Origin of the sequence: Geminocystis herdmanii PCC 6308, from assembly GCF_000332235.1 — a bacterium.
In the GTDB taxonomy this organism is placed as follows: Bacteria; Cyanobacteriota; Cyanobacteriia; order Cyanobacteriales; family Cyanobacteriaceae; genus Geminocystis; species Geminocystis herdmanii.
The window spans coordinates 4041806-4067206 of sequence record NZ_CM001775.1; the positions used below are offsets into that span (position 1 = coordinate 4041806).

Sequence of the window (25401 nt, forward strand, 5' to 3'; positions counted from 1 at the left end):
TTTTTTAAAATTTTATAAAATAAAATATAGAAATAAAGAGATAATTAAAAATGGCTAAAAAAATAAAAAAAGCAAGAAGTTGGGGTTTTAGTTCAAGTGAACAATCAATTAATAATTATGTCAGTAATGCAAGAAATAGTTAATCAAGGATTAGTGCCTTCGGGAAAAGTAAAAATTTGCTTTAAGGGAAAACAAAAAGAATTGTTATTTATGGGGATAAAACTTCATGATAAGCCATCGATCGAACATTCTAAAAAAGTCGTAAAAATGGGACAAGATGTCGTTAAATTCATGCACAAAAGAGAAGGAAAAAAAGCAGAATTAGTACTCCTTGAAGCCTTAAAATTAGAACCAAAATCCCCAGATTTACTGTATAATTTAGCTGGTTCTTATATGGTACAAGAAAGAAAAAAAGAAAGTATTGAGCTAATCAAAAAAATTCATCAAGAATATCCTGATTATTCTTTTGCAAGGCTTAGTGTTGCACAATTTCACATAGAAGACAACGAATTGGAAGAAGCAGAAGAATTGTTAAAACCATTATTCACAAAAACAGAGTTTAACCATAACGAATTTTCTAAATTTTGTGAATTACATATCAAGTTAGCTATGGCAAAAAAAGATTTAAAAGAAGCTCATTCTTGGTTAGAAATGTGGCAAAGAATGGGAAATGAAGATGATGAGCTATTAGAATATTGGACAGAGGAATTAGAAGATATATTTTCCTTTATTTGATGCAAAATTATTAGACTTCTCTAATAATTATCGAAATAAAGAAGGGTTAAAACCCTTACTACAAACCTATTCAAATTAAGAAAAATTAATCTAATACCTAATGATTCGTCCTCAATTTTTACAAAAAGGTGATACATTACTGGCGATCGCACCTAGCGGTACATTAAGAGACAAGGAAGCGATAAAATTTGAACAAGGAGTGGAAATCTGGCGACAAAATGGCTATAACATCGTCTTAGAAACCAATTATTCTGCCCAAGAAGGCTATTTGGCAGGAAATGATCAAATTCGCCGATTAGCCTTAAAAGAGGCATGGTTAAACCCCGAATATAAGGGCATTGTCTGCGTTAGAGGTGGCTATGGAGGGGCGAGATTATTGGAGCGTTGGCAATGGGAAACCATACCACACCCCAAATGGTTAATCGGTTTTTCTGACGTAACTAGCTTACTGTGGAGTTTATATAATCAAGAAATTGTGAGTGTTCATGGTGCTGTATTAACTACAATAATAGAAGAATCGGAAACATCCTTAAAACGCTTATTTGACTACTTGGAAGGCAAACCCCTTACTCCCCTTTATGGTAATGGTTGGGGAGGCGGTAAAGCTCAAGGAAGGCTTTTAGGTGGCAATTTGACAGTGGCAACTCATTTGTTAGGTACGAAACTTTGTCCAAACTTTGATAACGTTATTTTAGCTTTGGAAGATGTGCAAGAAGCCCCCTACCGTCTCGATCGAATGTTGACTCAATGGCGTATAATGGGCATTTTTGAACGGGTAAAAGGGATTCTTTTAGGGCGGTTTAGCGGTTGTAATCCTCCTGACAATATCCCTAGTTGGAATGTTAATGAAGTTTTGCTCGATCGATTTTCAGACTTAAATATTCCTGTAATTAGTGAGTTACCATTTGGACACGATGGGGTAAATATGTGTTTACCTGTAGGAGAATGGGTGGAAATGGATGGAGATAGGGGAGAGGTGAATTTTATGGCTCTTCGACTTTGAGTATGATAAATTATTGGTGGAGGTAGGCAAAAGGCAAATGGCAAATGGCAAAAGTTAATTTTATTTTTTTATTTTTGGGAATAGAAAATGTCAGACATAAAAGACTTTAAAGATTTAATAATTTGGCAAAAAGGGATGATAATAGCCGAAAAATGCTTTTTCCTTACCCAAAAATTTCCCAAAGAAGAATTATATGGCATGATTCAACAAATAAGAAGAGCCTCATCATCTATACCAGCAAATATATCAGAAGGTTATGGACGAAGATCCCCTGGTGATTATAAACGTTTTTTAAACATTGCACAAGGTTCAGTTAATGAATTACAAACTTTTTTGATCTTAGCGACTAGAGTTCATTTATGCACGGAAAAAGAGGTAGAATTGATTTTAGAAAATTTAAAAGAAGAAACAAGAATGATTTCATCTCTTATTAATAAACTATCATAATTTATTACCTTTGCCTTTTGCCTTTTGCCTTTTGCCTCACATTTACGATTAATTTATCATAACTACTGTAGAAGAGCCAATTTTATTTATTAATAAACAGATCAAAAATCTCACTAAAATCTTTTTTCATGAATTGTTGACGGGTTTTTTTTAACCAATTAAAACTATATAAATTAATAGCTTTAAATTGTTCTTCAGGAGAAGAATTATGGGTATAAGGTTTTAAACTTTGACTAGCTAAATTAAGACTCTTTTCTGCATATTGTAAATAGTGTTGATTTTCTACTTGAATAGAGCTTATTTTTACTAAGGCTTTATACAAATCTTTTAATCCTTCTATATCTTGTTTGATCACATCGATCGAATAAGGTACATTACCAATATTAAACTTAATTTCTATGTCTAAATCTACCGTTCCAGCAGTTTCTAAAGTTACATCAGTAATAGGATTATTTTTATAACTATAGCGTTTTAATAATCTTTTTTTGCTAGTAGCAGAAGCTCCATCTAAATGAATTAAAGCATAATTTGTAAAACAATATTCGTCAGATTTAGACTTAATTAAAAAATAAATTTTTTCTCCATCTTCATACAAAATATAATCATCAGATTCCACCTTATGAAAATCTTTAGGTGAAATAATAGCACCAATATCACTTAAACCTAAAACATCAGAAGCAATATTTTTAAACATAGTTTTAACCCATTTATTTGATGATTTATGAATTATATCGTAAATTAGAATAATTTATTGCCTAGTATCTTGATAATTAATGATTTTATAATCTATAATAATGTCATAGATGTTCGATCGAGAAACAGTGTAAAATAACTCAAAGACTAAAACTCAACTCAAAAATTTAAGTACAATAAGCATCATACAAATTAAATATTACAGAGGATAAAATGATTCAAACTATTGAAGTAAATATAGCTGATATTTTATCAAGACTAGAAACAAAAATAGATAAATTAGAAAACAAAATAGATTACTTAACTAATGAAGTAAATGATGTCAAAATAAATGTTGCTAAACTTGATGAAAAACTTAATAGTTTAGATAATCGTTTAGAAGAAAAAACTAATAGTTTAGAAACAAGTCTTAATGATAAATTCTCAGGATTAGATAAACGATTAGGTAATTTAGAGTTTATTTTTCGTTCCATTGCAGGGGGTATAATTATTGCTCTAATTTTAGCGGCGGCTCGTTATCTTTTTCCTAATATGACTCTTTAAATTTTAAATATTAAATAGGGACAATTTACCCATTTAATTTACAATTAGTTTAGGATTATTATATAATAAATAAAAAATTAATTATCTCTTGAAAAATGCCTTTAATTAAAGTTCAAACATCAACCCCTAATCCAGAATCCCAGCAAGTGAAAAACTTATTAACAAATTTGTCTAGCAAATTAGCCAAACATTTAGGCAAACCAGAATCCTATGTAATGACAAGTTTTGAATCAAATATTTCCATGACTTTTGGAGGAACTTTTGAGCCTGTTTGTTATGTAGAAATAAAAAGTATTGGCACAATGAGTCAAAATCAAACTAAAGCCATGAGTCAAAATTTTTGTCAAGAAATAAGTGATAGTTTAGATATAGCTAAAAACCGAATTTATATTGAATTTAGTGATGCTAAAGGTTATCTTTGGGGTTGGAATGGCTCAACTTTTTAAATACGTTAAAAGTTAATCAAATAAGTTTGTAGTGATGGCTTTAGCCATTAATTAATAAGCCTTAAAAGGTTTACTACGAACTTACATATTCACATAATTAATAGTGTTATTGGACAATTTATTGATCCCGAAAACAACTATCATATTGATTAATATTATCATTTTCGATCATAATAAAAACATAAGTCCTAGTAAAATGTTGTCACAATGAGCGAGATTGTCACCCAAAAAGCCACGAGAAACGCCCCCCATGAGGATTATCGTCTAATCAAACGAGAAGATTTAACACCCATGTATCATCACTATGTGGATGTGAAAGAGCAATATCCCAACTCCCTTTTACTCTACAGGGTGGGTGACTTTTTCGAGTGCTTTTTTCAGGATGCTGTCACCATTTCTCAAGAGTTAGAGTTAGTTATCACCAGCAAGGAAGCAGGGCAAAATGTCGGTAGGATTGCCATGACTGGTGTACCCCATCACGCACTCGATCGATATGCGCGACAATTAGTAGAAAAGGGTTATGCTGTGGTAATCTGTGATCAAGTGGAGGATGCAGCAACGGCGGCAGCAGAGAAAAGAATTGTCAAACGAGGGATTACAAAGTTATTAACTCCCGGCACGATTACGGAAGATGAGATGTTACCTTCCAAGCAAAATAACTTCTTGGCGGCGGTGGTAGTAGCGAAGGATTACTGGGGTTTAGCCTATGCAGACATCTCCACAGGGGAATTTTTTACTACCCAAAATCAGGATTTAAACGCTTTATCCACTGAATTATTGCGTTTACAACCAGCAGAAGTATTATTTCCTGTTAATGCTCCCGATATTAATAGTTTACTGCGTCCGGGTCAAAAATCTGACAGTTTACCTGAGTTTCTTCCTGATTGCTTTTGTTATTCATTACGATCGCAAAAAGCCTTCGACATCCACGAAGCCAAGCCCAGATTATTGGTAGAATTTAAGCTAAAATCCTTAGAGGGTGTAGGTTGTGAGCATTTACCTTTTGCCATTAGGGCGGCGGGAGGTTTATTAGAGTATGTGCAGGATACCCAGAAAGCGAATCAAGTACCATTGCAACTAATTCGCACTTATAATATTAGCGATTATTTAGTTTTGGATAGCACCACACGGCGAAATCTCGAAATCACCACCACAGTGCGAGATAACACCTTTCACGGCTCTTTATTGTGGGCTTTGGATAGAACTTGTACTGCGATGGGAGCAAGGGCTTTGAGACGATGGTTATTGCAACCTTTACTCAATAAACAAGGTATTATTGCTCGTCAAGATACGATCGCAGAATTGATGGAAAATCTACCTTTACGGGAAGAAATTCGACAATTATTTAAGAGTATCTACGATTTAGAGCGCATAACGGGGAGAGTGGGCGCAGGTACAGCAAATCCGAAGGAGTTACTCAATTTAGGGGATTCTTTGGGCAAATTAAACTATTTAGCGGAGTTGGCAAAGGAAGGCAAATCACCCTATTTTCAAGCATTGCAAAATGTGCCTCCTGAGTTGGAGGAATTGGGTAAGAAAGTGTTAGATACTATTGTGGAGTTTCCTCCCCAACACGTCAAGGAAGGAGGAATTATTCGAGATGGTGTCAATCAGCAGTTAGATGATATGCGCAAACTGATTGATGGTGATAGGGAGTGGTTGGCAAATCTGGAGGTAACGGAAAGGCAACGCACGGGGATTACTAATTTGAAGGTGGGTTACAATAAAACCTTCGGTTATTATATCAGTATGCCTCGATCGAAAGCAGAATTTGCACCCGAAAATTATCAAAGAAAACAAACATTATTAAACGAAGAAAGATACATTACTGCTGAGTTAAAAGAAAAGGAAAATCGCATTTTAAATGCTAAAGATGACTTAGCAAAATTCGAGTATGAAATATTTGTCAATTTACGCTGTTTAGTAGCAGAAAAAACGGAAGAAATTAGGAAAGTAGCTCGTGCAATAGCCGCTATGGATGTTTTGTCTGGATTAGCAGAACTATCTGTCTATCAAGATTATAACCGTCCTGAGATTACTAACGATCGAGTTATTAACATCAAAAATGGAAGGCATCCCGTAGTAGAAAAACTCTTAGGTTTTGGAATGTTTGTTCCCAACTCCACTAATTTAGGTGCAGAAAAAATGCCCGATTTAATCATATTAACAGGACCTAACGCCAGTGGCAAAAGTTGTTATTTGCGTCAAGTAGGATTGATTCAATTAATGGCACAAATAGGGAGTTTTATTCCTGCACAAAGCGCTAAATTATCTATCTGCGATCGAATATTTACCCGTGTGGGAGCAGTGGATGACATCGGTACAGGGCAATCGACATTTATGGTAGAAATGAACGAAACAGCTAACATCTTAAACCATGCGACGGATCGATCGTTAGTATTACTTGATGAGATAGGAAGGGGTACAGCAACTTTTGACGGTTTATCTATAGCTTGGGCAGTTGCCGAATACTTGTCGATCGAGATACAATGTCGTACAATTTTCGCTACCCATTACCACGAATTAAACGAATTAGCCTCCATTCTCGACAACGTTGCTAACTATCAAGTTACGGTAAAAGAATTAGAGAATGACATCATCTTTTTGCACGAAGTAAAAGCAGGAGGTGCGGATAAATCCTACGGCATCGAAGCTGGAAGATTAGCAGGTTTACCAAAAGTAGTAATTAGTCGAGCTAAACAAGTGATGAATCAAATTGAAAAACATAGTAAAATTGCTATTGGATTGAGGAAAAATATCAAAAAATTAACCCCTTCTAAACAAGAAAATACTGAGGAAATCATGAGCCAATTAGACATATTTGAATAGTTCGTAGTTTGCTCTTTAGAGCAATAAAAATTATAGGCTATTCATCTATATTTTAGTATAATAACTATAGTTCCATTTATAATTATCACTCTTTAATAATATGAACTCGAATGAATCAAATCAACTCGAAGGAAAAGAACCTTGGTTAGCGGTTAATCTATCGTTAATATTTCCCGGTATAGGTCATTTTTATGCGGGTTATCCCTTTAGAGGATTATTTTTTATGACTTTAACTATAGTTTTTTTATGTTATATTTTTTTATGGTTTCTTGATTCTCATAGCAGTTTAATCAAACTTATTTATTTTTTTGTAGCTATTATAATATCGATTATTGTTAGTTCTATTGATGCTTATAAATTAACTGTTAAAAATAATACTTTAAAATTTGAAAGACTAAGAAAAGAAGAAAAAGATCCTTGGTTAGCAGTATTTTTATCTAAAATAAATTTAGGTTTTGGATTTATTTATGCAGGAAAAATATCTATTGGATTAACTTTACTTGTAATCACATTTATTCCCAATGCAGAATTATCATTATTTTTTTTATCCCCTTTGATACTTTATTATTTATATACTGTAACCAATAATACTAAAAAGAAAATATACTCTGCAATTATTTTAATTTGTATTTCAAGTATTGTCAGTCCATTTCTTACTCTTATGTCTAGTTTTTCTTTAAGAACTTTTATTGCAGAATTTCGTTATATTCCTGCATCTTCAATGGAATCAACTTTACAAATAAATGATAGATTAGTTGTTAATAAATTAATTTATCATTTAGATAATCCTCAAAGGGGAGATATTATTGTTTTTGAGGCAACAGATAACTTGAAAAAAGAAGGATATGAAGATGATTTTATAAAGAGAATTATTGGATTGCCCAATGAAAAAGTAGAGGTAAAAAATAATCAAGTTTATATAAATGATCAACCCTTAGAAGAAAATTATATCAAAGAAAAACCTGATTATAATTTTGGTGCTGTAATCGTACCATCTGATAGTTATTTTGTTTTAGGAGATAATCGAAATAATAGTTATGATAGTCATTATTGGGGTTTTGTTCCAACAGAAAATATTATTGGGAAAGCTACTAAAATATTGTATCCTTTTGAACGTAGTGGAAAAATAGAATGAATAAAGATATATTTCCCATGGAGATTAGCAGGTTTACCAAAAGTAGTAATTAGTCGAGCTAAACAAGTGATGAATCAAATTGAAAAACATAGTAAAATTGCTATTGGATTGAGGAAAAATATCAAAAAATTAACCCCTTCTAAACAAGAAAATACTGAGGAAATCATGAGCCAATTAGACATACTTGAATAGTTCATAGTTTGCCCTTTAGAGCAATAAAAATTATAGGCTATTCATCTATATTTTGGTATAGTCTTTAGAAAATCATGAAAAATTAGTACTAATCATATCATTTCCATAATTTTGCTTTCGGGGTGTTACTATACCATCTAAATAATACTTTACCTAATAATTTGGGATCGTGGCGTACATAATTACTATCTTGGTTTTCACTCATGATGTTTGCCTGTACAATTCTTCTACCCTGTTTGACAACTTCCTCTCGATCGAGATACACTGGATGACAACGTTTAGATGCGTAATATTTTAACACTTCTTGGGAAGGCGATCGACCTTGAACTAATACCGCATCAAATATTTTACCACCACAGGCTTGATCGATCGCTCGAATATGATCACTCACGGTGTAACCATCGGTTTCGCCTTTTTGGGTCATAATATTACAAACATAAATTTTTGGTGCGGAACTCTTAGCAATCGCTTCTCTAATTTCTGGCACGAGTAAATTAGGGATAATGCTAGTATATAGGCTACCAGGTCCCATAATAATATATTGAGCTTCCTTAATGGCTTTAATTACCGCTAAAGTTGCTGGAGGATTAGGGGGGTTACAGCCCATTTCTACGATTTTTCCCCCAACTTCAGGAATATTCGACTCTCCCTCCACAATTCTACCATCCTCAAATTTTGCCCATAAAGTTACATCACTTAAAGTTGCAGGTAACACTCGCCCCCGAACCGCTAATACTTTTGAACTAGCCTCGATCGCCCCCTCCAAATCTCCAGTAATATCCGTCATAGCCGTTAAAAACAGATTACCAAAACTATGACCATTTAACCCCTCTCCTGCCGTAAAACGATATTGAAACAACTCCGTCAACAACTTTTCTTCATCCGCCAACGCCGAAATGCAGTTGCGAATATCCCCCGGCGGTAACATTCCCATTTCCCTACGCAATCTTCCCGAAGAACCACCATCATCTGCTACGGTGACAATAGCGGTAATATTAGCACTATAATCCTTAATTCCCCTCAATAACGTTGATAATCCTGTACCACCACCAATGGCAACTACTTTTGTACCTCGATTCAAACGGCGATAATTCCACAAAACCTCAATTAATTCTTCTTCACTATTAGGCTTTAAAACTTCCGTAATCGAGCCTAAAGTGCGAGTTTGTCCCCAGTATAATAAAAATAAACCAATAATTAACACCAAAGGACCAGAAAGATAACTAGGAATATTATTGGTAATCTTATTCAAAAGAGCTATGATGAAGTCTAAAAACCGATAGATAGGAGTTAATTTTGTCCAAATTGCTATACCTAAAACTGTCAGCAAAATGCCAATCACGCTAGTTAGTAGCCAACGTTTGACGAGGATACCGGGAGATAGCCACTTATACAGATGATTGACTTTTTTACGACCGTTACGATTATTAACCATAGGAAAACTATAACAACTAATTGCTATAGATTATAGTGGATATAGCTTGTTTTCGCTTATCTTCCAAATATTCCTTGTGTTTTCCTTCAGATTTGAGTATTTTTTCACGCAAAGACGCAAAGGCGCAAAGGTGTTTTCTCCATAACTTTCATTTCTACATAAGACTATGAGACAACCCCTAAATAGGTACTATATTTTTAACCAATCAAACATTTGTTTAACGGATAATTGCCAATGGGGAATAGAATCTAAGGCAGGTAAAATTTCTTCTCCTGATTTAATGTCAGGTAATTGATTGGGATAAAAAATCATCACAGATTCATCGACACTATCAATTAACCAACCTAATTTTGTACCTTGTTTTAAGCAAAAAATAATTTTATTTATGACTTGATTTGCTGATTGTTCAAGAGATAAAATTTCTATAACCCAATCTGGATAAATCATAAATTTATTAGCAATTTTTCCTGTGTCTGTTTTAGGCAAATTTTGCCATTCAAAAACGCTAATATCTGGCACAATGGATTTACCGCCAAAAGTACATCTCAATTCAGGTAATGCGTAAACTAATTTAGCTGATTTTCCTAATTGATTAATAAAGGAGGCTAATTCAATTTGAATGGTAGAATGTTCGCCTTGGGGCATTGCTTTTTCTCTAATTTCTCCATAGTTTAAATATTCACCATAGGGTTTAGTTTCGGGAAGTAATAAAAATTCTTCTAAACTTATTTTTTGTTTGATTTGACTAACAATAGCAACCATAAGAATTATCAGTTGTAAATGATTAAATAATTGCTTAATTTTTTCTTTAAAAAATATTTTTTGTGGGATTTTATTATTAATCGTTTTGCAATAAATTGACAAACCTAACAGCTTAAATCTGCTAAAGCGATTATTGTTTTGTTGTACAAATTATCTTTACTTCTTACTTTTTTCTCCTATTTAGTAATTAATCTTTTCCAATTTATCCAATAGGTTATCATTTTCTGGAGTAGTTCCGATCGAGATTCTTAAACCTCCTCCCGTATGACGAATAATCACTTTTTCCTGTTTTAATTGTGCCATAATTCTCTGATGATTTTCATTAGTAGGATTTTGGGCTAATCGCAAATAAATAAAATTGACATCACTGCGCCATACTTTAAAAAGAGGATGATTAACTAATGCTTGATAAACTCTCTCTTTTTCCTTCATCACATCTTTAACCGCAGGTAAAATTAAATCTCTGTGTTGTAAGGCAAATTCGGCGGCAAGTTGCGAAAATGTGGGTAAATTGTAAGGAAGACGGATTTTTTCTAATACTTTAATTATATCGACCTGAGCGATGGCATATCCTACTCGATGCGCCGCTAAACGAAAAGCCTTAGAAAAGGTGCGTAATATTAACCAGTTGGGATGTTGGGGTAACTCTGATACTAAAGTTTGTTGACTAAATTCATAATATGCCTCGTCAATTACCACTAAAATATCTGGGGGTAAATCTCTTAACCACTGAATTTCATCATCAGTTAAACAGTTTGCTGTGGGGGAGTTGGGATGCACCACAAAAACGACTTTTATCGGGGGTTTATTTATTTCAGAAATTAGCTTATTTGCTGTGTCTAAATCCCAAGAAAAATCTCCTTCATTTCTCTTAATTGTATGGGTAATTATTCCTAAACTTTTAGCTAAAATTTCATACATGGAAAAGGTAGGATTTGCTACTAAAATTGAGCCTTGATTATTTAAACAAGTCGCCATTAAAATCGATCGAATTAACTCATCTGAGCCATTACCTACAGAAATATTATTAATATTAAATTGCTCTAAATTAGCCTCATTAATATACTCAGTAATTAAGGTTTTTAACTTAACATGACTACCATCAGGATAACGATTTGTTTCGATTTCCTGCTCATAAATTAACCCTAATTTTGCTTTTAATTCTGATGGTAAATTATAAGGACTTTCGTTAGCATCTAATCTTGTTAATTGTTGCTGATTTTCACTAATGGGAGTGGGTATATAAGCGGATAAATTTAATAAGTCTTCTCTGATAAATGGTAAGTTCGATCGAGTCATATTTTTAATAAGTTATATAAATATAGCAATCCTATTTAATTCTTTCTAAATAAAAGCTGATTAATAGTTTTCATTCTTTGTTAATTATAACTACTGTAGAAATACAAAATAAATAATGATCAACAATATGAATATAATAACAGAATTGACACTCCTCGATACAGAAAAAGGGGCAGACTTCAGAGACAGGATAGATTGATTAGACATCTGGGAAAAATTGGTAAAAGAAGGGTTAAATATTTATTATTCAACCCCTATAACAAAACAAATAAAACATTCCTGTATTTATTTTTAAAACTAACCTTAATACTATCTTTTTTTATAAGTATTTCTCTTACTATAAACTAAAAATTAATCAGGGGTAAAGTGCCCCCCCCAGAAGGCACATCTCCTTTATTGGTGTTTAATTGATATTCTGTCGCTGGTTTTGGGTTGCCAGAATTATTCATGAGAGAGTCAATAAATTCATTCCCTGTGGAAAAGCTATTATTGGGTTTTTCTTCTCTTTCGATGGTTACGTTTAATTTTGGTGTTTGATTTCGATCGAACTTATCTGCTACACTTCTGGAATCAATTCCTTGTAATGAGTCTTTGGTGGTGTGAATATTTTCGTCTATTTGCTCTTGAGCAATTACACTATAACTACCAAAATGAAGACTAATTGTTCCTAATAATACTATTGCGATGAATTTGTTAGCCATAATTTTTACCTGAATCAATGATTATCCCTATATACTATTTTAATCAATCTTTTCAGAAAATTATTTAAAGTTTTTTTAAGTAGATAATTGCGGAAAACATAAATTTCTTAACTTATTACTCATTACTAGATTTCTTGCACAAGTCTAGTGATGTTATCTATTACCAATAAAGCATAAAGCATCAGTATTATTGGGGCAAAATTGACGAGACACAGGGTTATTGTGAATATATAATTGTTTTAATTCTAAATTCCACAGAGGTTGAATATCTGAATCAGTGATATTATTACTATTAACTGATAATTCTTCTAAGTTTTTTAAAGCACTTAAAGGGCTTAAATTAGAAATTTTATTATTATCTAAATATAACTCTTTTAAATTAGTTAATTTACTTAAAGGAGTTAAATCAGAAATCTTATTTTCCTTAGCATATAACTCCTCTAAATTAGTTAAATTCTCTAAGGGTTTTAAATCACTAATATTATTTTGGTTAAGATAAAGAGTTTTGAGTTTAGTTAAATTTTCTAACGGTTTTATCTCCTCAATTTTATTATCACTAATGTAAAGTTTTTCTAAATTAGTTAAATTTTCAAGGGGTGTTAAATCTGATATTTGATTATGTCCTAAAATTAATTTATTTAGATTTGTCATCGATCGTAACGGGGTAATATCTGTAATTTCGTTATCGTATAAAATCAACTCCGAAGTATTAACCAAACTACTTAAAGGGCGTAAATCAGAAATCCCTTGACTACTCATATTAATACTAAATATTTTCGGTGCAATTTCGGCGACTTGTGAACAATTTTCGACTCTCAAGGCTTTAACAATGGCGTTAATTGTCTTTTGAGTGGCTAAAGGCAAAGATTCTTCTTGACTACACCAATCACTGAAACTATTAATAGTGAGAGTATTTTGTGCGATCGCATTACTCTGAATTAAAGTTGTTCCTAATATTCCTATGATCAAACTAGATTTAAAAAAAGACATTTTGTTCACTCCCACACTAAAATCTCTATCTATTATACCTGACCATAAATTTATTGATGAAGACAAGTAATGAGTAATGAGGTGTTAATCTACAACCCACATTGAAACAAATGATCCTGTCGAAGTGTCTGCTGAAGCGACTAAATTACTCCTTATTCCTTACTCTTCCCCTGACAAGTCAAATACGATCGAACCCTATCTCTCCTTAATATTACCTGAGTGAACCATAAAATTTTTGGTGCTGTAAAGGTTGCGGAAAGGGTATCGGAAAGGGTTAAAGAATTGACAAAAAATATATCCTAATTGATTTTTTATCTTCAATTATTTGATCGAATTATATAATCTTCTGAAAATTACACCTGCAACCTGCAACCTGCAACCTGAAACCTACCTGAGTTCGATATAAAAATAGGTGAGGGCTGACTTGGAAGACTCCGAAGACAGGAAGACAGGAAGACAGGAAGATTGTATTTCTGATGAATGAATAAAATTCTCTCAAAAGTACATCAAATATTGAGAATTTTTCTCCCTGTCCACTTGTCCACTTGTCCACCTGTCTAGTTTTCATCATTTTCTTTATGGTTCACTGAGGTGAAACCTGCCCTTATCAAACATTCTTGCATCGAACTGAGGTAATATTACAGCAAAAAACATCAACTTATTAAAAAATACACATAGTAATTGTTACAATTTTTAACAAACTAACTATGAAACCCCAAAAAGATTTAATCTATAACCTAATGAATTGATAATGATACTTGGTTTTAAAATAAAAAAATAATCAATGAGTATAAAAGCAAGTGGCGGTAGTTCTTTAGCGAAACCGCAATTATACCAAACCGTTGCTGTTTCAACTATTATTCAAGCTGAACAGCAAGATCGTTTTCTCGATAACAATGAATTGGGCGAATTAGACAATTATTTTAAATCTGGGGCAAAAAGATTAGAAATTGCTGAAATTTTGACAGCAAACTCCGATTTAATCGTCTCTCGTGCGGCTAATCGCATCTTTACGGGAGGCTCTCCCATGTCTTTCTTGGAAAAACCTGCGGTGGACGAACCTGCTTTAGCTGTCGTTGGTGGTGGCGGTGGTTTACCTCTGGATATTCGGGCTGCCCAAAAATCTATTCAGACTTTTGTGGATGCTGGAAAAGGTACAAGTGAAGGCGGTGGCTTCTTAGGCGGTTTATTGTCTGTTTTCACTAATCCAGGTGTCGGACAAATTCCTTCGGGATTCCGCCCCATCAATATCTCTCGGTATGGTCCTAGTAATATGACCAAATCTCTACGGGATATGTCTTGGTTCTTACGCTATGTTAGCTATGCCATCGTAGCGGGTGATCCCAACATCCTCGTAGTTAATACCAGAGGTTTAAGAGAAGTCTTAGAAAATGCCTGTTCGATCGATGCTACCGTAGTGGCATTGTTAGAAATGAGAGCATCTTCCATCGGCTATTTCAAAAATGATGCTGAAGCCAAAGAAATTTTAACTCAGTATTTTGAAATCCTCATCAACGAGTTAAAAGCTCCTACCCCAGCCACTAAAGTTCGTCAACGTCCTTCTAGTGACGTACAAGGCTTAGAATTACCTCAAAGCTACTTTAATGCTTCTGAGCGTCGTCCTAAATTCGTGATGAAACCGGGGTTATCTGCTTCTGAGAAAATTTCTGTAGTCAAAGCCGCTTATCGTCAAGTTTTCGAGCGTGACATCACCCGTGCTTACTCTCAATCGATTTCTTACCTTGAGTCTCAAGTGAAAAATGGCGATATTTCCATGAAGGAATTTATCCGCCGTTTAGCTAAGTCTCCTTTATATCGCAAACAATTCTTTGAGCCTTTCATCAACTCCCGTGCTTTAGAATTGGCTTTCCGTCATATTTTAGGACGTGGACCATCTTCCCGTGAAGAAGTACAAAAATACTTTTCGATCGTGTCTAGTGGTGGTTTAAATGCCTTAGTTGATGCCTTAGTGGATTCTCAGGAATACGCCGACTACTTCGGAGAAGAAACCGTACCCTATCTTCGTGGCTTGGGAGTGGAAGCTCAAGAGTGTCGTAACTGGGGGATGCAACAGGATTTATTCAACTATTCTGCACCCTTCCGTAAAGTACCTCAATTTGTTACCACCTTTGCGAAGTACGATCGACCCTTACCCGATCAACACGTTTACGGTTCAGGAAATGATCCCCTTGAAATTCAATTTGGAGCGATTTTCCCCAAAGAAACCCGTAATCCTAGCAGTGCACCTGCACCTTTTGGCAAGGATACCAAACGTATCTTAATCCATCGTGGACCCGGTATCAACAACCAAAACAGCAATCCTCGTGCAGTGGGACAATATCCCGGTACTTTAGGAGCAAAAGTAGTTCGTTTAAATAACGAGTTACCCGGTGCTAGTAACGGTTTAGGAGTCAAATTCGGTGAAAGTTCTACTCAAGCCGTAATTCGTGCCGCCTATCGTCAAGTATTCGGTCGTGATCTCTATGAAGGACAAAGATTAACCGTTGCGGAAATCAAACTCGAAAATGGAGACATCTGTTTAAGAGAATTTATCCGTATCTTAGCGAAATCGGAAACCTTCTTAAAAACCTACTGGACTCCTTTCTACGTTTGTAAAGCGATCGAGTTCATCCACCGCCGTTTATTAGGTCGCCCTACCTACGGCCGTAGCGAAATGAACAAATACTTCGATTTAGCCTCGAAAAAAGGCTTCTATGCCCTTGTGGACGCTTTAATCGACAGTGACGAGTATAACAAAGCCTTCGGTGAAGATACCGTTCCCTACGAGCGTTATTTAACCCCTGCTGGTTTACAAATGCGTAACTCCAGAGTTGGCACATTAAGAGAAGATATTGGACAAAGAGTTGATGTTGAAACCACACCTCGATTCATCGAATTAGGACAAGTTTCTAACTTCCGTACTGATATTGAAGCTCGTGTTAATCAGGGTGTTACAGTTCAAAGAGAACAAACCAAAGTCTTTAAACTCACCAACAACTACGACAAAGTACAGGTTAAAAACGTCATTCGTGCCGCTTATCGTCAAGTATTCGAGCGTGACATCGAACCTTACGTCATTAATGCTAACTTTACCAAACTCGAAAGTAAACTCAGCAACAATGAAATCAACGTCAAAGAGTTTATCGAAGGTTTAGGCACTTCTGAATTGTATTTGAAAGAGTTTTACGCACCTTTCCCTAATACTAAAGTAATTGAATTAGGCACAAAACATTTCTTAGGACGTGCGCCAGTGAATCAAAAAGAGATTCAACACTATAACCGCATCTTAGCTAGTGAAGGTATCCGTGCCTTTATCAGTGCCTTAGTTGGTAGTATGGAATACGCCCAAGTATTCGGTGAAGATACCGTGCCTTATCGCCGTTTCCCCACCTTACCTGCGGCTAATTTCCCCAACACTGAAAGACTCTACAACAAGTTAACCAAACAGGATAACGAGTTAGTAGTACCCAGTTTTGTTCCTGCGGTAAGTACTTCTGCATCTATTAACTAGATTAATCTCGATCGGTGGGCATTGCCCACCCTACTTTTTTTGATATGTGTAAAGGCAAATGATAAAATTTAAAAATAGGTAAAGAATGGCAAACGAAAGAAAAACTGAAATAATCACAAGAGCCCATTTTTCCAAATTTTTGGATTCCATTTGTATTGAAGAACAAAGTTCAGATAATCCAAAAATCGATAAGTTGTTAAAAACTGCCTCAAAGAAAGGAGGCGGAAAGGGTTATCCAGAATTTATAATCACCTATAAAACCAATTCCGATTTAGTAATTGTTATTGAATGTAAAGCAGATGTAAGAAAACACGAAAGCAAAGATCGTGATAGATATGCGGATTTTTCTGTTGATGGTGCTTTACTTTATGCTTCTTATTTATCCAAAGGATTTGATGTTTTGGCAATTGCAGTTAGCGGAGAAACAAAGCAATCATTAAAAGTCTCTCATTTTTTGCATTTAAGAGACGAGAAAAAAGCAATTCCAATTTTTGGAGATAAATTTTTATCCGTTGATGATTATTTGAATGGATATTTAAAGAGTCCTGAGAAATTTAGACAAGATTATAATTCGCTTTTACACTTCACTAAGCAGCTTAACGAAAAACTACATACTTATAAAATTCTTGAAAGCCAAAGAAGTTTGCTTATAAGCTCGATTTTAATTGCCTTAGAAAATACTGCTTTCAAAAGGTCATATGCTTCGCATAAAAAACCTGAAAACCTTGCAGTCTCTCTTATTCAAACAGTTTCTGATGAATTGGAAAACGCAAATATTACAGGCAAAAAATTAGAAAATCTAAATACTCAATTTAGTTTTATTAAAACAGACACTTCTTTGTCTAAAAAAGAAAATGTTTTGAAGGAAATTATTGATGAAATTGACGAAAACATAAATGCTTTTATCAAAACTCACAAATATTTTGATGTTTTAGGACAGCTTTATATTGAATTTTTGAGATATGCAAACAGCGATAAAGGTTTAGGAATTGTTTTAACCCCTCCACACATTACAGAACTTTTTGCAGATTTGGCACAAGTCAATAAAAACTCCATCGTTTATGATAATTGTACTGGAACAGGCGGATTTTTGATTAGTGCGATGAAAAAAATGATCGCAGATGCAAAAGGTGATGAAACAAAAATCAAAGAAATAAAATCAAAACAGCTTATCGGAACTGAATATCAATCGCACATTTTCGCTTTGGCGGTTTCAAATATGTATATTCACCAAGACGGAAAAACAAATATTATAAATGGCAGTTGTTTTGATGAAGAGGTTATTGAAGAGGTAAAATCTAAAAAGCCAACAATCGGCTTTTTGAATCCACCTTACAAATCAAATAAGAAAACTGATACCGACGAATTAGAATTTATTTTGAACAATTTAGAGTGTTTGGTTGACGGCGGAACTTGTGTTGCCATTGTGCCAATGCAAAGTGCTTTAGCTACAAGTGGTAAGGTTCTGGAACTAAAAAAGAAACTTCTTGAAAAACACACATTACAAGCGGTTTTATCAATGCCAGATGAATTATTTTTTAATTCAAAAGTTGGTGTTGTTTCTTGTGTCATGGTTTTCACAGCACACAAACCACATCCAAATCATAAAGAAACATATTTTGGATACTACAAAGATGACGGTTTTATGAAAAGAAAAAATAAGGGAAGAATTGACGCTTATGGTATATGGCAAGAAATAAAAGAAAAGTGGCTTGCGAATTTTGAAAACAGAAAAAACGAAGCTGGATTTAGTGTTAATAAAATAATTACTGCCGATATGGAATGGTCAGCAGAAGCATACATGGAAACTGATTATTCAAAGTTATCTGATGATGATTTTATTCAAACACAATTAAACTATGTTACTTTTTTATTAGGCAATAGATTATCAGAGCAAGTTTCTAAAATGCCATTTTCTAATAATAAAGTTAACCTAAATACTACGGATTGGAAATATTTTAAAATGACAGAATTGTTTGACATAAAAGGAAGCAAAACAACCCCTATTTTAGAATTAGCAGAATATGGAAAAGGTAAATACCCATTTGTTACGACACAAGCAACCAATAATGGAGTTGAAGGATTTTATGATTTTTATTCAGAACAAGGAGAAGTTTTAGTGGCAGATAGTGCAGTTTTGGGATATTGTTCTTATCAATCTTTACCATTTTCAGCAAGTGATCATGTAGAAAAATTGATACCAAAATTTGAAATGAATAAATATTCAGCAATGTTTTTAGTAACTATTTTGAATTTAGAACAATATAGGTATAACTATGGCAGAAAATGCAGCCAAGATAGAATGAAAAAAATAAGTATAAAATTACCAAGTAAAAATGAAAATCCAGATTTTGAGTATATGGAAGAATTTATTAAGTCATTATCCTATTCTTCAAGTCTATAATGGAAAAATGACATAACAAATCACTCGTGGAGGGCGCTGGTTTGTGTTGAGGGTACTGGTTTGGGTGGAGGGTGCTGTTTTAGTGAAATTTGATCGTACAGCGTGTCGTTAGCATAGCACTTTATTGGAGATCATTTGATATATTTAGGTGTGAGAATTAAAAATGCGATCGAGCAGATTGCTTTCGGATTATTAGCGCACGAGAGGCAACCCGAAATGAGCGGAGGTTTTATGAAAATGGAGAGTAATGAAGAAATGCGTCCTGAATATGATTTTAGTAATATGAAAGGTGGGGTTAGAGGAAAATATGTCGATCGATACCAAGCAGGTACAAACATAGTATTGCTTGAGCCCGATGTTGCTCAAGCCTTTCCCGCAAGTTACTCGGTTAACGAAGCACTTCGTTTAACCCAACCTACTTGATTTTTATGAGGCTCGATTATTGAAAATGCGATCAGTTTTTGAGTTTAACAAAGTGATTGAAATTTTGCGATATTATTATAATTGGACGATAATTAAATCATTATAGGGGGGAAACTATATTCCTACAGAATTACAAACTCTCAGTTGTTTTATTGCTTGTCAAACTTTAACCACAATGTATTTGCCTATTTATCTGGTTCGTTTCGATGAAAGAATTGATGAAATTTTCATTTTGGCAGGTGATAACATTCAAATATTAATTGATCGTAATGGAGATAGGAGGTTTATTGAATGAAGACTGATTTTCAAACTATGACTAAAATAGAACTAAGAGACTATCTCTTAAAACATCGAGAAGATCAACAAGCATTTTATGCTTATATGGATAAACTAGCTAATGAGCCTATTCTAGCTGTTCATTCTTTATCGGATTCAAAACCTCTTGGTGATGTCATTACAGAAGTAAGAAAAGAAAAAAAATATGAAGAGAATTTTTAACTTAACAGTATTTATAAAAGTTTGGTTGAATTATGGCTAACATTAAATTTTTGTCTGGAATCGTATCTATTGCTACATTTTTTTAGGGAAATCGATTGTCTTATAATATGTTATACGTTGCATTAATTGAAGTTCTGTTTATTTCAGCCTGATCGAGAAGACAGGGAGACACTCAGGAATAAGCGATACAAGAAATTCAAAAAGCCGTTAGAGTTTATTTATTAATGTTATTAGAAGATGAAGATGATATTCCTGAACCTAAATCCATTTTACTTCAATATTAGTTCGATCGCACCTTTCCCGTAGGTTGAGATACGAAACCCAACAAAATCATTATGAATGGATGTTTGAGTGTTGGGTTGCACTTCATTTAACCTAACCTAGTTTATTGCTAAAATAAATTACTTAGAGTATTTTTATCATGAAAAAATCTACAAAAAAATGTTTAAAACTATTGAAGGAATATATAAAAACGGTAAAATTGAGCTAAAAGAAATCCCCGAAGATATATCTCAAAGTGAGGTTTTAATAACTTTTTTATCTAATAATAAAAATTTCTTAAAAACAAAGTCAAAAAAGATAATTTATTTTGGGATGTTTGCGGGAGAAAACCAATCGACAGAAGCTGATTTTAAACTCGCAGAATTTGACCAAAAATTAGAGAATGATTGGCAGTAAAATAAATGAGCAAATATGTAGTTGATACTCATGCTTTAATTTGGTTTATAGAGGGAAATCCCAAGCTAGGAATAAAAGCTAAAGAGATTCTTGAGGATATTAACAGTCAATTAATTTTACCGGCAATTGTACTAGCAGAAGCAACTTGGATTATTGCTAAAGGTAAAACTTCTATTCCTTCTGTGGAAGATTTGTTAATTGCCATTGATAATGATACAAGAATTGTTATTTATCCATTAAATCAAGATATTATTGTTAAAAGTTTGTCCGCAGAAATCATAACAGAAATGCACGATCGCTTAATAGTTTCTACGGCTTTATTTTTAGAAGATTTAGGGGAAAAAATAACTTTATTAAGTTGTGATATTAATATCAATGAATCCCACTTAGTATCAGTAATTTGGTAAAATTTTTACTTGTCATATAAACTGCTCACTAAGTTATTATAAAATTCTCAAAATTATCAGAAAATTAAGAAAAGGCGATCGAAGAATTAGCAAATGATAAAAATATTCGATTTTCCCGTAATAAAACTAAGGGAAATTCAAGAATAAAAAAACAATGATTAATATTAGTGAATATGTAAAAAATTATGCTTATTTAGTGGAATATATAGTTCTTTTTTTTCTTTTTGTTTGAGACGATGATTGATAATTTTAATCAAATGCTCTTGTTCATTATCAGACAATGATTCTACAATTTCAATTACTGATTGAAAATTTAATTTTTCTTTGCTTAACACCATAGTTTTAGATAAATCTAATAATTTACATTATCAAAATCATATCATTAATAATGTGGTCAGTTTTATACTATACCCCTTCGTTGTGATCATCAAATACGATAAAATTTGATTACAATTCAACATTTTAATTCACTTGTAGCGTTTAGTGAAAAGTTTAAAACTGAAGACCCGAAGCCTACGCCCATCATAAGCATCCCGTATTGCTGCTACTTTCCAGTCCTGACAAAGTTTGAGCGTCACGATCGCATAAGTTCGAGTCCAATGCTATTATAACAGATATTGACTCAATTAACAATTATTAAGACAAATCTTCTTCTTTGCTAGAGGGTAATTCTAAAGATGATTCTAACTCAGCTTTTTGTTGTACTTTTTCTCTTGTCTCAAAACTGAGAGGTATTTTTTCTAATTCGGGTAATGCGACTAATTTACGGCGTTGTTGTGTTCTTTGTTGGGTTGTAAACACTGGTAAAGGTTGATCTTTTTCCTGTTCATTTAACCAGTAACTAGCTACGGGTAAGGTATGTTCTAAATCTTCTAAGAGGCGAGGAATAATCATCACAGAGTTTAATTCCCCAATTCTTTCGGCTTCTGCCATTCCCGCTTCGATGGCTACGGCTACATTGGCAACTGTACCTCTAATAATAGCCGTACATAATCCTGCTCCGATCGTCTCATAGGATGCTAGTTGTACATCTGCAGATTTTAACATGGCATCGGCGGCTCCTACCATAGCAGGAAATCCTTTTGTTTCAATTAAGCCGATCGATCGATTACTCAGTTTACTATAACCTCGTTGTTTTTGTGCTATTTCCACTAAACGACTACCGATAGGAAAAATCGCTTCTAAATTAGGCATCGGACGTGCAATTACTAATTTAGTATGTAATTGTCCAATTTGTTCCGCCATTTTTGCTCCTTCTTCCACCGCTAAACGCACATCAGCGATATTTCCTCTTACGATAGCAGTACAATGACCAGCACCTATTTTCTCATAGCCTACCAACATGACTTCTGCGGATTTTAACATCATATCGGCTGTGCCAACGATGGCGGGAAAGCTGAAAGTAGAAACTAAACCGAGGGCGCTATCGGGACTTATATGCCTATGTCTCATGAAGGGTGATGGAAAATGAGTTAGTATGAACCAGTTATATTAAGAAAATCTTAATTATATCTATGGTTTCATCATACATTGATTATGGGTAATTGACAATTAACATCTATAGAACCTATTTGAAATCTAATGACCACCTATTCTGTCACCTTTGCTAAAAATTAGATTCTATAGCTAGGGTTACAAGATTGTTGCAAATCTCCATAAATATAAGTAATTATTTATCTGTTTATTATATAATAGCTACAAAAGAATTCATTATCAGATTATATTCTAATTATATGGAAGATACGATCGCACAACGGTATAAAATAATTAAAACTCTTGGTAGCGGTGGCTTTGGGGATACATTTTTAGCCCAAGATTTACAAATGCCTTCGGGAAGACAGGTTGTCATCAAAAAACTTAAACCCTTTCATCAAAATAATATCTCGATCGAGCTAATTCAAGGATTATTCGAGAGAGAAGCCAAGGTATTAGAAGAATTAGGACAAAATTGCTCTCAAATACCCACTTTATACGCTTATTTCACCGAAAATGAAGAATTTTATCTTGTGCAGGAGTATATTGAAGGGAAAAGTTTAGCGGAATTAGGGGCAATTAGTAGCGCCCAGTGTGAATCAATTTTGTCATCTTTACTCAATACTCTTAAATATATCCATAGCAAAAACATCATTCACCGAGATATTAAACCCGAAAATATTATTATTCGTGACTTCGATAAATTGCCCGTCTTAATCGATTTTGGCGCAGTGAAAGAAAGTATGGGGGCGGTAAGTTTAAGTAGCGGTTCAAGCATAAGCTCTGTAATCGTTGGTACGAGGGGATTTATCCCCCCAGAGCAAACCACGGGAAGAACGGTTTTTAGTAGCGATTTGTACGCCCTGAGCTTAACCATGATTTACAGTTTAACAGGAAAGTATCCCATCGAGATTCCTAATAATAACATCACGGGAGAGTTAGACTGGCAAAGCTATATCCCCAATTTACCCTCAAATTTAAGGCTAGTATTAGAAAAAGCCTCAAAAATCGACTTAAATCAAAGGTATCCCACTTCTCAAGCCATGTATGAAGCCTTACACATGAGTCAGATTAATACAGTGGCAGTTATTCCCCAAAAATCCCCCATTAATTTTACTAAAGAGAAAGAAGTTATTGAGCCTTCTCCTGTTATTCCTTATTCTGTTAATTCTTCTCAAAATAATAATAATCTAATCATTGCGATCGTAACTGGATTATTCGTCGCTTTAGGAGTATTAGGAGGTTTTTTTATCCTTCAAAATATGAATCAAACCCAAGAAAAGTTAGCAGAAATTGAGCAAGAAAAACAGAAAAATGGGGCAAAATTACAAGGGGAAAAAACAATAAATTCAGATACAGATTTAATCGGTACTTGGGAAGGAACATTTATTAATGTGCCTAATTCTCAGTTAATAATTGAAAATCAATCAGGAAATTTTTTTAGTGGTACTTTAATAACGAAAGGAAAAGAAGGAAAAATCTATCATTTAGCTGTTGAAGGAGACATTAATCCTAATACAAATAAAATTATAATCAGAGAAGTCCAAGTTTTATCAAAACCTAGCTCTGGAATTTGGTATTTAGGTATTAATACTGGAATATTCTCTGTTAATGAAAATCAAATGTCAGGCAATGGTACAGATTCAAAAGGAAATAAATATTTGTGGAGTTTTCAACGAATCGGACGGGAAATACAAAAAGTAAACCAAAAATTTCAGACGGAAGAAAAACCTCTTACTATAAACCATAATAATAATGATTATTCAGAACTTAAAAATTTTATTGTTACTCATTATCAAAGTTTAAATAATAGACAATATCAAAAAACTTGGAATAATTTAACTGATAATTTTGTTAATAGTTTTTCTTATCAAGATTATCAAAATTGGTGGGATAGTGTTTCAGAAATTATGTTAGATAATGTAGATATTATTTCACAAAATAAAGATGATGCTCGTGTAAAAGTCGATTTAAAATATAGAATGAAAAATGGAAAAATTGTGAAAGATAATAAGCCATATATTGACTTAATATGGAGTGATGAAGATTCTCAGTGGTTTATCGATCGAAAATCAAATTAACTATACTTGGCGAGGGCATAATTTGAGTTTGGTGAAGGTAGGCAAAAGGCAAGTAGGCAAGAGGCAACTATACATTTTGCAACATCAGATTATAACCTTGATGAGTATAATTAATTTGGAATTAACAGACATTCACACATTTTAATTTAGCTCGATCGAGTTACAGCATAAAAAGTATGAAATTTGTATTAGATGTCAATGCCAGTGTTGCGTTAAGAATATCTATGTTTTAAGATAACTAGAAAACTTCTAATTTGACTTTCATGTTTGCTTTAGCAATCATCTTTAATAATTTATCCACACTAAAACGGGAAATATCGACATTCATAAGATTACTAATTCTAGGCTGGGTTTCATTAAAAAATTGTGCCGCCTCTGATTGAGTCCAACCTTTTTCTAAAATAAATGAGCGCAATTCAATTATTAAATCAGTTCTTATTTTTAAATTCATAGCCTCTATAGGGCTAAATCCCAAATCTTCAAAAACATTATCGCTACCTTTTGTTACTTGTATTTTTTCTTCCGTAATCATTTTTACAAATCCTCTCTTAATTTCATCATTTGTTGATACCGTTTTTTCCCTAACTCAATATCCTTTTTTGACGTTTTTTGAGTTTTTTTCCCAAAGGCATGGAGTATATAAACTGCTTCTGGAAATCTTGCTACATAAAAAACTCTATAAGTATCTCCAGTCCAAATTCTAATCTCCTCAGTAC

Annotated in this window: 25 protein-coding genes, 1 other RNA gene and 1 pseudogene; 17 read left to right on the top strand and 10 right to left on the bottom strand. The window is 33.5% G+C overall.

Annotated elements, in window-relative coordinates; translation table 11 throughout:
- Window positions 1-117: 117 nt before the first annotated feature.
- From SYN6308_RS20155 to SYN6308_RS25225, 3 genes are all read left to right on the top strand, one after another.
- Window positions 118-735, top strand: coding sequence for a tetratricopeptide repeat protein (locus SYN6308_RS20155; RefSeq protein WP_026102189.1), 618 nt, complete (start codon window positions 118-120; stop codon window positions 733-735).
- A 100-nt stretch (window positions 736-835) separates the two neighbouring features.
- Window positions 836-1738: a S66 peptidase family protein gene (locus SYN6308_RS20160; protein WP_017296274.1), complete on the top strand. Its 903-nt coding sequence runs from the start codon at window positions 836-838 to the stop codon at window positions 1736-1738.
- Window positions 1739-1825: 87 nt separating this feature from the next.
- Complete coding sequence (locus SYN6308_RS25225; RefSeq protein WP_017296275.1) at window positions 1826-2185, top strand: four helix bundle protein; 360 nt, start codon at window positions 1826-1828, stop codon at window positions 2183-2185.
- Between the two features lie 82 nt (window positions 2186-2267).
- Here SYN6308_RS25225 and SYN6308_RS20170 read toward each other — a convergent pair whose 3' ends face one another.
- Window positions 2268-2879, bottom strand: a complete 612-nt coding sequence (locus SYN6308_RS20170) for a PH domain-containing protein (protein WP_017296276.1) — start codon at window positions 2877-2879, stop codon at window positions 2268-2270.
- Window positions 2880-3091: 212 nt separating this feature from the next.
- Between SYN6308_RS20170 and SYN6308_RS20175 the strand changes: the two genes are divergently transcribed.
- From SYN6308_RS20175 to SYN6308_RS25875, 5 genes are all read left to right on the top strand, one after another.
- The gene (locus SYN6308_RS20175) at window positions 3092-3421 is read left to right on the top strand and encodes a hypothetical protein (protein WP_017296277.1); all 330 of its coding nucleotides are present in this window, start codon (window positions 3092-3094) and stop codon (window positions 3419-3421) included.
- A gap of 95 nt (window positions 3422-3516) precedes the next feature.
- A complete protein-coding gene (locus SYN6308_RS20180; protein ID WP_017296278.1) occupies window positions 3517-3867 on the top strand; it encodes a phenylpyruvate tautomerase MIF-related protein in 351 nt (116 codons plus the stop codon).
- Window positions 3868-4074: 207 nt separating this feature from the next.
- The gene (gene mutS / locus SYN6308_RS20185; protein ID WP_017296279.1) at window positions 4075-6696 is read left to right on the top strand and encodes a DNA mismatch repair protein MutS; all 2622 of its coding nucleotides are present in this window, start codon (window positions 4075-4077) and stop codon (window positions 6694-6696) included.
- Between the two features lie 223 nt (window positions 6697-6919).
- Window positions 6920-7831: a signal peptidase I gene (lepB, locus tag SYN6308_RS25690; protein WP_237741236.1), complete on the top strand. Its 912-nt coding sequence runs from the start codon at window positions 6920-6922 to the stop codon at window positions 7829-7831.
- Between the two features lie 66 nt (window positions 7832-7897).
- On the top strand, window positions 7898-8023 hold the full coding sequence (locus tag SYN6308_RS25875; RefSeq protein ID WP_272943045.1) for a hypothetical protein: 126 nt from the start codon (window positions 7898-7900) through the stop codon (window positions 8021-8023).
- Between the two features lie 97 nt (window positions 8024-8120).
- Here the strand turns inward: SYN6308_RS25875 and SYN6308_RS20200 are convergent, their stop codons facing one another.
- From SYN6308_RS20200 to SYN6308_RS20220, 5 genes are all read right to left on the bottom strand, one after another.
- A complete protein-coding gene (locus SYN6308_RS20200) occupies window positions 8121-9458 on the bottom strand; it encodes a gluconeogenesis factor YvcK family protein (RefSeq protein WP_017296282.1) in 1338 nt (445 codons plus the stop codon).
- A 189-nt stretch (window positions 9459-9647) separates the two neighbouring features.
- Window positions 9648-10220, bottom strand: a complete 573-nt coding sequence (locus SYN6308_RS20205; protein WP_017296283.1) for a Uma2 family endonuclease — start codon at window positions 10218-10220, stop codon at window positions 9648-9650.
- A gap of 180 nt (window positions 10221-10400) precedes the next feature.
- Window positions 10401-11519 (bottom strand): histidinol-phosphate transaminase, encoded by a 1119-nt coding sequence (locus SYN6308_RS20210; RefSeq protein ID WP_017296284.1) that lies wholly within the window; start codon window positions 11517-11519, stop codon window positions 10401-10403.
- Between the two features lie 344 nt (window positions 11520-11863).
- On the bottom strand, window positions 11864-12220 hold the full coding sequence (locus tag SYN6308_RS20215; protein ID WP_017296285.1) for a hypothetical protein: 357 nt from the start codon (window positions 12218-12220) through the stop codon (window positions 11864-11866).
- Window positions 12221-12373: 153 nt separating this feature from the next.
- Complete coding sequence (locus SYN6308_RS20220) at window positions 12374-13210, bottom strand: leucine-rich repeat domain-containing protein (RefSeq protein ID WP_017296286.1); 837 nt, start codon at window positions 13208-13210, stop codon at window positions 12374-12376.
- Between the two features lie 784 nt (window positions 13211-13994).
- On the opposite strand from SYN6308_RS20220, the gene SYN6308_RS20225 reads away from it, so the two are divergent.
- From SYN6308_RS20225 to SYN6308_RS20255, 7 genes are all read left to right on the top strand, one after another.
- The gene (locus tag SYN6308_RS20225) at window positions 13995-16721 is read left to right on the top strand and encodes a phycobilisome rod-core linker polypeptide (RefSeq protein WP_017296287.1); all 2727 of its coding nucleotides are present in this window, start codon (window positions 13995-13997) and stop codon (window positions 16719-16721) included.
- A gap of 85 nt (window positions 16722-16806) precedes the next feature.
- Complete coding sequence (locus SYN6308_RS20230) at window positions 16807-19125, top strand: N-6 DNA methylase (RefSeq protein WP_017296288.1); 2319 nt, start codon at window positions 16807-16809, stop codon at window positions 19123-19125.
- A 150-nt stretch (window positions 19126-19275) separates the two neighbouring features.
- The gene (locus SYN6308_RS23075; RefSeq protein WP_017296289.1) at window positions 19276-19548 is read left to right on the top strand and encodes a hypothetical protein; all 273 of its coding nucleotides are present in this window, start codon (window positions 19276-19278) and stop codon (window positions 19546-19548) included.
- Between the two features lie 118 nt (window positions 19549-19666).
- Window positions 19667-19843, top strand: coding sequence for a DUF6888 family protein (locus tag SYN6308_RS26055; RefSeq protein ID WP_390091472.1), 177 nt, complete (start codon window positions 19667-19669; stop codon window positions 19841-19843).
- Window positions 19840-20046 carry a DUF6887 family protein gene (locus SYN6308_RS20245; protein ID WP_017296291.1) on the top strand — a complete coding sequence of 69 codons (207 nt, stop codon included), beginning with the start codon at window positions 19840-19842 and terminating at the stop codon, window positions 20044-20046. The genes SYN6308_RS26055 and SYN6308_RS20245 overlap by 4 nt, the downstream gene beginning before the upstream one ends.
- Window positions 20047-20487: 441 nt before the next feature.
- Window positions 20488-20724, top strand: coding sequence for a hypothetical protein (locus SYN6308_RS20250; RefSeq protein WP_017296292.1), 237 nt, complete (start codon window positions 20488-20490; stop codon window positions 20722-20724).
- Window positions 20725-20729: 5 nt separating this feature from the next.
- The gene (locus tag SYN6308_RS20255; protein WP_017296293.1) at window positions 20730-21131 is read left to right on the top strand and encodes a type II toxin-antitoxin system VapC family toxin; all 402 of its coding nucleotides are present in this window, start codon (window positions 20730-20732) and stop codon (window positions 21129-21131) included.
- A 500-nt stretch (window positions 21132-21631) separates the two neighbouring features.
- On the opposite strand, the gene ffs is transcribed toward SYN6308_RS20255, so the two are convergent.
- Both ffs and SYN6308_RS20265 read right to left on the bottom strand, forming a co-directional pair.
- An RNA gene (gene ffs, locus SYN6308_RS24115) (signal recognition particle sRNA small type) lies at window positions 21632-21728 on the bottom strand.
- 39 nt (window positions 21729-21767) lie between these two features.
- Complete coding sequence (locus tag SYN6308_RS20265; RefSeq protein WP_017296295.1) at window positions 21768-22583, bottom strand: carbon dioxide-concentrating mechanism protein CcmK; 816 nt, start codon at window positions 22581-22583, stop codon at window positions 21768-21770.
- Between the two features lie 281 nt (window positions 22584-22864).
- Here SYN6308_RS20265 and SYN6308_RS24345 point away from each other — a divergent pair, with 281 nt between their 5' ends.
- The gene (locus SYN6308_RS24345; protein WP_017296296.1) at window positions 22865-24685 is read left to right on the top strand and encodes a serine/threonine-protein kinase; all 1821 of its coding nucleotides are present in this window, start codon (window positions 22865-22867) and stop codon (window positions 24683-24685) included.
- A gap of 31 nt (window positions 24686-24716) precedes the next feature.
- Window positions 24717-24827, top strand: a pseudogene (locus tag SYN6308_RS26060) (IS630 family transposase); the annotation flags it as partial.
- A 96-nt stretch (window positions 24828-24923) separates the two neighbouring features.
- Here the strand turns inward: SYN6308_RS26060 and SYN6308_RS20275 are convergent.
- Both SYN6308_RS20275 and SYN6308_RS24120 read right to left on the bottom strand, forming a co-directional pair.
- Window positions 24924-25217, bottom strand: coding sequence for a helix-turn-helix domain-containing protein (locus SYN6308_RS20275; RefSeq protein WP_017296297.1), 294 nt, complete (start codon window positions 25215-25217; stop codon window positions 24924-24926).
- A 2-nt stretch (window positions 25218-25219) separates the two neighbouring features.
- Window positions 25220-25390: a type II toxin-antitoxin system RelE/ParE family toxin gene (locus SYN6308_RS24120; RefSeq protein ID WP_083879570.1), complete on the bottom strand. Its 171-nt coding sequence runs from the start codon at window positions 25388-25390 to the stop codon at window positions 25220-25222.
- Window positions 25391-25401 lie beyond the last annotated feature (11 nt).